An 11,479-nucleotide genomic window follows, 5' to 3' on the forward strand; every position below is an offset into this window, starting at 1 on the left:
AATTTTAATTTTATTATTATTATTTCAAATAGTTGAAATAATATTTATCTCCACATATGTTGCATGATTTGCAACATATCGTTTGAACCCACCCTTCTCTTTCAAAATAGTTTTCGTATAACAAATTGATATAATAGAATAATCCGTATTTTTCGTCGGATGGTATACTTAGTGCAATTATCTTAGCCGGACAGAAGAACGGACGTACCGGGGATGAACACGGATCAAGGGGAGCACATTGGTTAAGAAGGAAAAAAGGCCCAAGATACTGGTGGTGGACGATGATCCGGATATGCGGATTTTTTTTTCAGCCCTTCTCAAAACCGGCGGGTTTCACCCCATTGTTGCCGGAAACGGAAAAGAGGGACTGGACAAGGTCAAGAAAGAAAATCCCGCCTTCATCATCATTGACGTGCCCATGCCGGACAACGGCGGCATGCAGATGTACCGGTGTCTGAAGCAGGATAAAACCCTTTGCTGCATCCCCGTCATCATGGTGTCCACCATTGACCAGCAGACCTTCACCCACTACCAGAAGACAAAGGGAGTCCGCCTGGGTCATGATATCAGCGGTCCGGAAGCCTTCCTGGAAAAGCCGCCGGAAGCGGCAGAGGTCCTCGACCTGATAAGGGAAACCCTGACAAGGAGTATGTCCCCAAATGGATAAAATCTCAAAAAATCAAGAACAGACCGATCAAGACCGGATCAGTCCATTATTGGCAAAGCCTTTAAACGGCGTCGATCCGGATTTTCACCGGGAAATCTCCCGGTTCGGGGCACAGGATATGGAGATCTGCATGCAGTGCGGGAACTGCAGTGCATCCTGCCCCCTGTCCCAGGGGGATGACACCTTCCCGAGAAAAGTATACCGCTACATTCAACTGGGGTTAAAGGACAAGCTCCTGGCCTCCCCGGTGCCCTGGCTCTGCTATTATTGCGGGGAGTGCAATAAGGACTGCCCCAGGGGGGCGGAACCGGCGGAAACCATGATGGCTGCCCGGCGCTGGCTGACCAGCCAGTACGACTGGACAGGACTTGCAAAGCGGCTCTACCTTTCCGAGGCATGGGAAATGGGTGCCTTAGGGCTGCTGGCCCTGGGGATTATTCTGCTCTTTGTCTTTTTCCACGGTCCCATTATCACGGACCGGGTGGCGGTCAATACCTTTGCCCCGGTCATGTGGATCGAGATCGGGGATCTGACCATGGCCGCTGTTTTGACCCTTTTTCTGCTTTCCAATGCATTCAGGATGTACCGGTTTATCATGGCAGGCACAAAGATACCGATCCATCTCTATTTTACAGAGGCAAAATCCTTTTTGATTCACTTTGCCACCCAGAAACGGTGGAGAAAATGCGGTGAGGACAAAACCCGGTGGGTCAAGCATTTTATCCTGGTGACGGGATATATGACCATGATGACCCTGATCATCGTTTTCATCCGCTGGTTCCAGGTGGATGACAGCTCCTGGCATTTCTCCAGTCTTTTCGGCTACTATGCCACAGGGGTCCTGCTCTATCTGACCGTGGACATGTTCATGAGCCGCCTGAAAAAGAAAGAGGATCTTCACCGGTTTTCCCAGTCCACGGACTGGCTTTTCCTGGTGCTTCTCTTTTTCACCACCCTGACCGGGATCCTCATGCACCTGGTCCGGCTGGCCGGCTGGCCCATGGGCACCTATGTCATGTACGTCATCCACCTTGCCATTGCCGTGCCCATGCTGGTCATTGAGGTGCCCTTTGGGAAGTGGTCCCATCTCTTTTACCGGCCCCTGGCCATCTTTCTCACCCGGGTCCGGGAAAAGGCCGACCGGGAAAGCCCGGTCAAAGCAGAGACCGTGGAAAAGGCCCTGGATCAGACCTTTATGGAGTGCATGCAGTGCGGCACCTGTTCCGGGGTCTGTCCCTTGGGCCGGATTCTTTCCTTCAGCCCCAGAAATATCCTGCGCCGCATTACCCGGGACACGGCCACCCTGGAGACCGTTGACCGCCCGGCCTGGCAGTGCCTGACCTGTGCCGCATGCACAAGCGCCTGCCCCAGGGGAATCGATATCATTGAGGTCATGAAGACTGTCCGCCAGTTCACCCTCAAGGAAAAGGGTCGGCCGGAACATGCAGAACCGGTGCTGAACAGTCTCCGCCGGCAGGGAAATCCCTGGAACGGTTCATCGGAAGGGCGTATGGCCTGGGCGGGAGATCTGGACATCCCGGCCTTTAAACCGGGACTTGAGTATTGTCTTTTCTCCTGCTGCACCACAGCCTATGCCAGGGGCGGGGGGCCGGCGGATAAAACCGCCGAGGCCGCCCGCATGCTGGTCCGGCTCCTGGCAGGCACCGGCATTTCCCTGGGCACCCTGGGGGCGGACCAGGTCTGCTGCGGTGATCCGGCATCGGCCCTGGGAGATGAGTCCCTGTTCTCGGAACTGAAGAAAAAGAACAGCCGCCTGTTTTTAAACAACAGGGTTGAAAAGATTCTGACCCTTTCCCCCCACTGCTTTCATACGCTTGGCCGTTTTTATCCCCAGCTAAAGGGCAGGGTGGCCATTGAGCATTATGTTGAACTTCTTGACCGGCTCATCACAGCCAAACGGATTCTTCCCTTCCGGGAACTGGACCGGGTCGTCACCTATCACGATCCCTGCTACCTGGGACGGCACAGCGGGATCTTCGAACCCCCCCGCAGGATTTTAAAGGCGATCCCGGGGCTCACCCTGGTCGAGATGCCCGGCAACCGGGAAAAAAGCATGTGCTGCGGGGGCGGGGGAGGCAATGCCTTTGTCTCCTGTCCCCGGGAGGAATCCCTCGGAATTCAGCGGGTGGGGGAGGCATTGGCATCCGGGGCGGATATTCTGGCCACGGCGTGTCCCTTCTGCATCCGCATGCTCAATGATGCCGTTCAGGAACTTCAGGCCGGCAATCTTCTGGAGGTCATGGATGTGGCCCAGCTCCTATATAAGTCCGCAGGAATCAAACCGGGTATAAAAGCCACTGCAGAAACCAAGGCAGTGATGCATCAGGAGGACTAAGATGGCTGAGAGAATCGGATTTTATATTTGCCACTGCGGGATCAATATCGCATACCGTGTCAGGGTGGAGGAGGTGGCCCAGTATATCTCCACCCTGCCCAATGTGAAGGTTTCCCGGGATTATCTTTTCATGTGTTCCGATCCGGGCCAAGAGCTTATTGAAAAAGATATCAAGGCCCATGATCTGACCCGGGTCATTGTGGCATCCTGCTCCCCGAGGATGCACGAGAAAACCTTCCGCCAGGCCTGTCAGAGGGCCGGGCTCAATCCTTTTAAGGCCTTTCACATGGTCAGCGTCCGGGAACAGGTCTCCTGGGTGACCGAAGACGAGGACGAGGCCACCCAAAAGGCAAAGATCCTGGCTAGTGCCGGGGTGGCCCGGGTGATCCACCAGCAGGCCCTTACCCCGGCCACCTTTCCGGTCTGTACCAATACCCTGGTGGTGGGGGGGGGGATCGCCGGTATGCAGGCTTCCCTCGACATTGCCAGCGCCGGGTTCACGGCCTTTCTGGTGGAGCGGCAGCCCACCATCGGCGGCCATATGCTCCAGTATGACAAGACCTTTCCCACATTGGACTGTGCCGCCTGCATCGGCACCCCCAAGATGGTGTCCGTGGGCCAGGAGCCCAATATCGAACTGCTGTCCCATAGTGAAATTGTTGATGTCAGCGGTTTCATCGGCAATTTCAAGGTAGAGGTCAATAAAAAGGCCCGGCACGTGGAAGACAACTGCACCGGATGCGGGGAGTGTGAAAAGGTCTGCCCGGTGACCATGGCCAATGAATGGGATGTGGGAACCAAACTTCGGAAGGCCATATACCGGCCCTTTCCCCAGGCCGTGCCCATTACCTATTGCATTGACAAATTTGACCGGGCCCCCTGCGTCAATACCTGCCCGGCCGGCACCAATGTCCAGGGATACGTGGCCCTGGTTAAGGTGGGGGAGTATGAGAAAGCCCTGAAGCTGATCATGGAAAAAATCCCTTTGCCCGGCACCCTGGGCCGGGTCTGCCCGGCCCCCTGCGAGACGGCCTGCCGCAGGGCCGATGTGGACAGCCCGGTGGCCATCCGGGAACTGAAACGCTTTGCCGCAGACCAGGTGGATCATGGGACTCTTTCCATCCCGGATATTGAGGAGAAATCCCAGAAGATCGCCATTGTGGGATCCGGCCCCGCCGGACTGACCGCGGCCTATTACCTGCGCCTGAAGGGATACCAGATCACCCTCTTTGAAGCCCTGGATCACCTGGGCGGCATGCTCCGGGTGGGGATCCCGGATTACCGCCTGCCCCAGGAGATCCTGGACAGGGAAATCGGCTATATCCTCAGGCACGGCATTGAGGTGAGGACCGGCAGGCGACTGGGTTTGGATTTTAGCCTGGACGACCTTGAGACCGAGGGCTTCTCCGCCGTTTTCCTGGGTCCGGGCGCCCACCTCTCCCTGCAATTGCAGATCCCCGGGGAAGAGAACAGCACCGGGGTTGTGGATGCCGTTGAGCTGCTGCACCGGATCAACCTGGGGGAACGGACCGCCCCGGGCACCCGGGCCGCAGTCATCGGCGGGGGCAATGTGGCCATTGATGCGGCAAGGTCTGTGAAGCGCCTGGGTGCTGAAAAGGTGGTGGTGGTCTACCGGAGATCGGAACAGGAAATGCCGGCCTATGAAGAAGAGATAGAGGGGGCCAGGGAGGAAGACATTGAGTTTTTATTTCTGACCGCCCCTGTGGCTGTCCAGGCGGAAAACGGCAAGGTGACAGGACTTGAATGCATTGAAACGGAACTGGGGCCGGCCGATGAGAGCGGCCGAAGGAGGCCGGTTCCCAAGGAAGGATCCGAGTTTGTCATCTCCTGTGATACGGTGATTCCGGCCATCGGCCAGAAAATCGATACGGTTTTTGCAGACAAGGCCCCCGGTCTGGAGCTCACCGCCGGAAACCGGGTCCGGGTCAATCCCATCACCTTTCAGACCAGCCTGCCCCATGTGTTTGCGGCCGGGGATGCCGTGACAGGACCCGCCACGGTCATTGAAGCCGTGGCCGCTGGCCATAAGGCCGTGGCCTCCATTGAATGCTTTCTGGAAGGCCGGGACATTGAGGCATTGGAAGAAGAAGCGTACCAGGCCCCGGCTCCGGGAAATGAGTGGAAAAAGATCCCGGATAAAACCGAGGCCGTTCCCAGGGCGGTTGCCGACCTTCTGGATCCGATCCAGCGGGCCGTCACCTTTGACGAGGTGGATCAGAACTTTAACGAGGCCGCTGCCCAAACCGAGGCTGCCCGGTGCGTCGACTGCGGAGGGTGCTGCGAATGCCGGCTCTGCGTGGACGCCTGTGAGGCAAAGGCCGTGAACCATGAAATGAGGGATGTCACCGAGACCATAGAGGTGGGGTCCATTATCGTGGCCACGGGGTTTGATCCCCTGGATCCCTCTCCCATGGAACAGTACGGGTACGGAAGGCTGGCCAATGTCTTTACCAATCTGGAGTTTGAACGCCTCTCCAATGCCACGGGCCCCACCTCCGGGAAGCTGCTCAAACGGGACCCCCATGACCGGCTCAAGTTCACGGAGCCGCCCAAAAGCGTTGCCATTCTTCACTGCATCGGCAGCCGGGACATCAACTTCCATGAGTACTGCTCAAGAACCTGCTGCATGTATGCCCTCAAGTATGCCCATCTGCTCAAGGACAAATGCGGCCATGATACCCAGGTGTACAACTTCTACATCGACATGCGCTGTTTCGGCAAAGGGTATGAAGAATTTTATCAGCGGGTCCAGGGCGAGGGTGTCCGCATGATCCGAGGCAAGGCCGCAAGGGTGGAGGAGAACAACGGCATGCTCCAGGTCTTTGCCGAGGACACCCTCTCCGGCAGCATGGTGAATATATCCGTTGAAATGGTCATCCTGTGTACGGCAATGGAACCCAGGGCCGATGTCAATTCCGTGGCCCGCACCTTTGGCATTGCCACCGGCGGCGACGGTTTCTTCCTGGAACAGCATCCCAAGCTGGAACCGGTGTCCACCGCTTCCGCCGGGGTCTTCCTGGCCGGTGCCTGCCAGGGGCCCAAGGATATCCCGGATACGGTGGCCCAGGCAAAGGGGGCTGCGGCCGAAGCCCTGGCCCTGAGCAGCAAGGGAGAGGTTTCCGTGGCACCCATGATCTCCTTTATCGATCCGGATGTCTGCGTGGGATGCCAGATCTGCATCGGGCTGTGCCCCTATTCGGCCATTGAGTTTAATGACCGGCTCCAGGTCAGCGAGGTCAACGAGGCGGTATGCAAGGGTTGCGGGTCCTGCTCGGGCTATTGCCCCAGCGGCGCGGCCAAGGTAAAGCATTTTACGGATAAACAGGTGTTTTCTGAAATTGACGGACTGCTGGCCGGGTAAGGGACAGCAGGAGATCTTTTAATCTGGAATCCCCAGGGGAGGTAGGATCATGGAAGAGTTCGAACCCACGATTATCGCGTTTTTTTGTAATTGGTGCACCTATACGGCGGCGGACCTGGCAGGCACCTCCCGTCTGTCCTATCCGCCCAATATCAAGATCGTGAGGATGATGTGTACAGGCATGGTGGATCCCAAGTACATTATAAAAGCCCTTCTCCAGGGGGCGGACGGCGTTCTGGTGAGCGGATGCCACCCCGGGGACTGCCATTATATCAACGGGAACTTCAAGGCCAGGCGAAGGATCAAACTATTGAAGGCGGTTCTTGATCCGTTCGGCCTGGAAAAGGAACGGGTCCGGCTCACCTGGATCGGGGCCAGCGACGGCCACAAGCTGTCCGAGACCATCAACGAGATGGTGGCCCAGGTCAAGGCCCTGGGGCCCATAGAAACCAAAAAGACCATGGTCATTTAACCTTTGGAGGATTGACATGCCGGTTTATTCAAATATCGAGGTAAAGGACAGGGACCTTGGGGCGGCTCTGAAAAATTTTCTGAAAAGCCTGCTTGAATCGGATGCCGTGGACGCATTGCTCGTCCCCTGGCATCTTCCCCAGGATCACCATATCATGCCCACCCTGATAACGGATCCAAAAAGCCTGGACGGGGCAGACCTCCTTTCCCCCTGTTTTCCCTTAAACGGAGCCAAACTTGCCTCCAGGCTGACCAAAAGGCCGTCGGGCAAGAAGCTGGGCCTGGTGATGCGGCCCTGTGAAATCCGTGCCTTTGTTGAACTGGTCAAGCTGAAACAAGGATCCCTGGACGAGGTGGTGATCATCGGTACGGACTGCCTGGGTGCATTTACCAATGCCGATTTCGAAAAATTTTCAGCCAATGTACCGGAAAACTCCAGCCAGGTGTTTTATGAGGGGATGCTCAATAATAAAACAGAAGGATTTCAAGGACTTGAACCGGCCCCTGCCTGCACGGCCTGCGAACATCCGATTCCTGAAAATGCAGATATCATCCTTGGGCTGTACGGAACAGACCCCGCCACCGGGGTGGCTGTTGAAGCGGCAACACCCAAGGGGGAAACATTGTTCCAGACCCTTGGCCTGAAAACCGGATCCCAGCCCCCGGGACGGAGCCAGGCGATTGAGGCATTGGTTTCAGACCGGATCAGACTCCGGGATGAAATGTTTGAAAGGGTTGGTGAACAGACCGGCAGCATTGAAAAACTCTCCCGATATCTTTCCGGCTGCGTCAACTGCTACAACTGCCGGGTGGCCTGCCCGGTCTGCTATTGCAAGGAATGCGTATTTGTCACGGATGTATTTGACCATGATCCCTTTCAATACCTGCAATGGGCGGGAAACCGGGGCAAGCTGAAAATGCCGTCGGACACGGATTTTTTCCATCTTACCCGAATGGCCCATATCGGCCTGACCTGCGTGGGATGCGGCCAGTGCTCCAATGCCTGCCCCAATGATATCCCGCTCATGGAACTTTTCAGAAGCGTTGCCCACAGAAGCCAGGAAGCATTTAACTACCAGGCCGGCCGGCGGATGGATGAGCCCATTCCCTTTTCAATATTTGAAAACAAGGAATATGAGGATGTGGTGGGACTTGCATCAAACGAGTCGTAATTTCAGGAGGAGATCACCATGAGGAAAAAAATCGGAACCGCCATGGTCCTGGGGGCCGGGATCAGCGGAATTCGCACCGCCCTTGATCTGGCTGAATTCGGGTACCGGGTCACCCTTGTGGACAAGGCGCCCCATATGGGCGGGATCTTAAGCCAGCTGGACTACCAGTTTCCCAATGACGGATGCGGCATGTGCAAGATGCTTCCCCTGGTGGACCGGGATGCCGCTTCCAATTTCTGCCTGCGCAGGGGTCTTTTCCATGAAAATATCGACATTGTCCTGGGCGCGACCCTTAAATCCCTTGCCGGGGAACCGGGAAATTTTGAGGTTGTCCTGGAGCAGAAGCCCACAGGGGTGGATCCTGATCTATGCATCGGCTGCGAAGCCTGCACCCAGGTCTGCCCGGTGGAGGTGGCGGACAGCTTCAATTTAGGGCTTGCCAGCCGAAAGGCCATTTACCTGCCCGTTCCCCACAATATTCCCAACACCTATGCCATTGATTTTCCCAATTGCACCCGGTGCGGGGAGTGTGTTCAGGCCTGTCCCACGGGAGCCATTCGCCTTCCCGAAGAAAGACGGAAAAATTTTCATATCCTGGTGGTGGACGACGAACTGATTGTCCGGGACTCCCTAAAAGAGTGGCTGGCAGACGAAGGCTTTTCCGTGGACATGGCCGAGTCAGGAGAGAAGGCCCTTGGGATGCTTGGGGAAAAGGAATTTCATCTCATGCTCACGGACATTAAAATGCCGGGCATGGACGGGGTGGAGCTTTTAAAAGAGGCAAGGGGTCTGTATCCGGACCTGACCATTGTCATGATGACCGCATATGCCACGGTGGAAACAGCGGTTTCCGCCATGAAGCAGGGAGCCCTGGACTACCTGTTAAAGCCCTTTGACCCCCAGACATTCACTCCCAGGATCCTGGAGATCTACCAGACCCTTGACGTGGTGGAGGAAAAGGAACTGAGGGTCAACGCCCTGGTGTTGAGTACGGGCACCCAGTACTTTGACCCCAAAGACTCCACAAATACCTTTGGATACGGAGTTTACCCGGACGTGGTCACGGCAAGGGAATTTGAACGTATCCTGAGCGGTACCGGCCCCAGCCAGGGACAATTGCTGCGCCAGTCAGACCAGAAGGAAGTAAAAAAAATTGCCTGGTTCCAATGCGTGGGGTCCAGGGATCTTCAGACGGATTCGGATTTCTGTTCCTCGGTCTGCTGCATGCATGCCCTTAAGGAGGCCCGCCTGGTCAAGGAAAAATTCGGCCCGGACGTGGAAACCACTATTTTCTATATGGATCTGAGGACCTTTGGAAAGTCCTTTTTTCAATACCAGCAGGAAGCGCAGATGGATTACGGCATTCAATTTGAAAAAAGCCGGGTCCATTCCGTGATTGAAAACCGGGAAAAGGGCGGCCTCCAGGTCCGGTACCTGGACCCGGCCGGCCGGCGTCAAGAGGCCCGGTACGATATGATCGTGCTGTCCACCGGGCAGCGACCTTCTGCCGGTACGGCCCGTCTGGCCGATATCGCCGGACTTTCCCTTAATCCCTGGGGGTTTCTGGAGTCCCTGCCCTTTTCCGGGGGGCGGTCCAATGTCGAGGGGATATTCCTGGGTGGATCCGCCACCGGCCTGAAGGACATCGGGGAATCTGTGATTGAGGCAGGTTCTGCCGCCCTTTGTGCCTCCCGGTTTATCCATTCTTCAGGGGGCAGCCTGTCAGAGGAAAGCGAAGCCCTGCCAGTTTACAGGAATGTGGCCCGGGAGCTGCCCCGGATTCTGGTCATGGCCTGTACCTGCGGAGGCGAAAAATGCCCGGACCCGGCCGCTCTGGAAAAGGAACTGACCACAGATCCGGCAGTCAAGGAAGTGGTGTTCCTGGACAAGGCCTGCACCCGACAGGGCTGGGAAGAACTTATATCCGTGGCTGTGGAAAGTGATGCCAACCGCATCCTCATCGGGGCCTGTCTTCCCTATGCCTTTACCTCCAAGGTCAAGGACCTTGCCGTGAAAAAAGGACTCCACCCCGGCCTCATTGATCTGGTGGATATCCGTTCCCCTGGTTCTTCCGGGCCGGATGAATCCCGTCCGGACCTGAAGACGGCTGAAATCCTGAAAACCGGGTTTTCCCGGCTCAAACGCCTGGATCCGCCGGACCCGCCCGTGGCATCCTCCGTTCAAAAGGCCCTGGTTGTGGGTGGTGGTATCGGCGGCATGACCGCCGCCCTGGCCGTCGCCGACCACGGGTTTGAAGTGGATCTTATTGAAAAGGAGGCCGCCCTGGGGGGCAATCTGACCTGGCTTCAGAAGACCATTGACGGCCAGGATATCCCCTTGCTTTTGGAACAGACCCTGGAAAAAATTGAAAATCATCCCCGGATCAGCGTTCATCCCCATACCCTGGTGGCTGACTCTCTGGGCTGTGCCGGTCATTTCATTACCACCCTGGAGGGCAGGGAGGACAAGAGTCTGACGACCCTCACCCACGGGGCCGTCATCCTGGCAACCGGGGGAAAAGCGCCTTCCACCAACTCGTTTGCATACGGGCAGGGTCCCGGGATCCTTACCCATAAGGAATTGGAGCAGGGCCTTGCCGAGGGAAGCCTCAAGCCCGAAGAGATCTCCTCCGTGGTCATGATCCAATGTGTGGATTCAAGGGATGCGGAGACAAAAAACTATTGCAGCCGTATCTGCTGCACTTCCACATTGAAACACGCCCTGGACCTGAAAGAGGCAAACCCGGATATGGCCGTCTATGTGTTTTACAGGGACATGATGGCCTATGGATTTTTTGAGACCTATTATACCCGGGCAAGACAGGCCGGGGTCCTCTTTATCCGGTATGATCCGGACCGCCGGCCCGAGGTTTCGGCAGATCCTTCCCAGGTGGTGGTGAAGGCCTTTGAACCTGTCATCGGCCGGGATATTGAGATCAGTGCAGACCTGCTGGTGCTGGCCACGGGCGTATCCCCAGTGCTGCCGGAAAACCTGGTGAAAAGTTTCGGGGCCGGGATAGATTCATTTGGATTTTTCGAGGCAGCCGAGTCCAAATGGCGGCCCGTGGACTCCCTCAAGGAAGGGGTGTTTGCCTGCGGTCTCTGCCATTCCCCCAGGAATATTGCGGAAACCGTTGCCAGCGCTCAGAGTGCGGCCCAGCGGGCACTGCGCCTTCTGGGGGACTCCAGGATCCGTACCGGATCCCTGGTCTCCCGGGTGCGTCACAGCCTGTGCAGTCTCTGCCAGCGCTGCATCGACACCTGCCCCTACGGGGCCCGGACCCTGGATCCCGACGGCAGGCAGATAAACGTCAACCCGGTCATGTGCCAGGGATGCGGGGACTGTGCCACGGTCTGCCCCAACAATGCCTCGGTTCTGGCCGGGTTCAAGGATGAGCAGGTCTTTGATCTGATGGATTCCTTTTTTTAGGC

At 56.7% G+C, this 11,479-nt stretch carries 6 protein-coding genes; all 6 read left to right on the forward strand.

Annotated elements, in window-relative coordinates; all coding sequences use genetic code 11:
• Positions 1–238 precede the first annotated feature (238 nt).
• From F608_RS0116390 to F608_RS0116415, 6 genes are read left to right on the forward strand one after another with little or no spacing between them, the layout of a single operon-like run.
• Positions 239–667, forward strand: a complete 429-nt coding sequence (locus tag F608_RS0116390; RefSeq protein ID WP_022666734.1) for a response regulator — start codon at positions 239–241, stop codon at positions 665–667.
• On the forward strand, positions 660–3,023 hold the full coding sequence (locus F608_RS34970; protein ID WP_022666735.1) for a (Fe-S)-binding protein: 2,364 nt from the start codon (positions 660–662) through the stop codon (positions 3,021–3,023). Before F608_RS0116390 ends, F608_RS34970 begins: the two co-directional genes overlap by 8 nt.
• Position 3,024: 1 nt before the next feature.
• A complete protein-coding gene (locus tag F608_RS0116400) occupies positions 3,025–6,405 on the forward strand; it encodes an FAD-dependent oxidoreductase (protein ID WP_022666736.1) in 3,381 nt (1,126 codons plus the stop codon).
• Between the two features lie 49 nt (positions 6,406–6,454).
• Positions 6,455–6,877 (forward strand): hydrogenase iron-sulfur subunit, encoded by a 423-nt coding sequence (locus F608_RS0116405; RefSeq protein WP_022666737.1) that lies wholly within the window; start codon positions 6,455–6,457, stop codon positions 6,875–6,877.
• Positions 6,878–6,893: 16 nt separating this feature from the next.
• Positions 6,894–8,048 (forward strand): Coenzyme F420 hydrogenase/dehydrogenase, beta subunit C-terminal domain, encoded by a 1,155-nt coding sequence (locus tag F608_RS0116410; protein ID WP_022666738.1) that lies wholly within the window; start codon positions 6,894–6,896, stop codon positions 8,046–8,048.
• An 18-nt stretch (positions 8,049–8,066) separates the two neighbouring features.
• Positions 8,067–11,477 carry a response regulator gene (locus F608_RS0116415; protein WP_022666739.1) on the forward strand — a complete coding sequence of 1,137 codons (3,411 nt, stop codon included), beginning with the start codon at positions 8,067–8,069 and terminating at the stop codon, positions 11,475–11,477.
• The last annotated feature ends 2 nt before the right edge of the window (positions 11,478–11,479 follow it).

This window comes from Desulfospira joergensenii DSM 10085 (assembly GCF_000420085.1).
Classification (GTDB): Bacteria; Desulfobacterota; Desulfobacteria; order Desulfobacterales; family Desulfobacteraceae; genus Desulfospira; species Desulfospira joergensenii.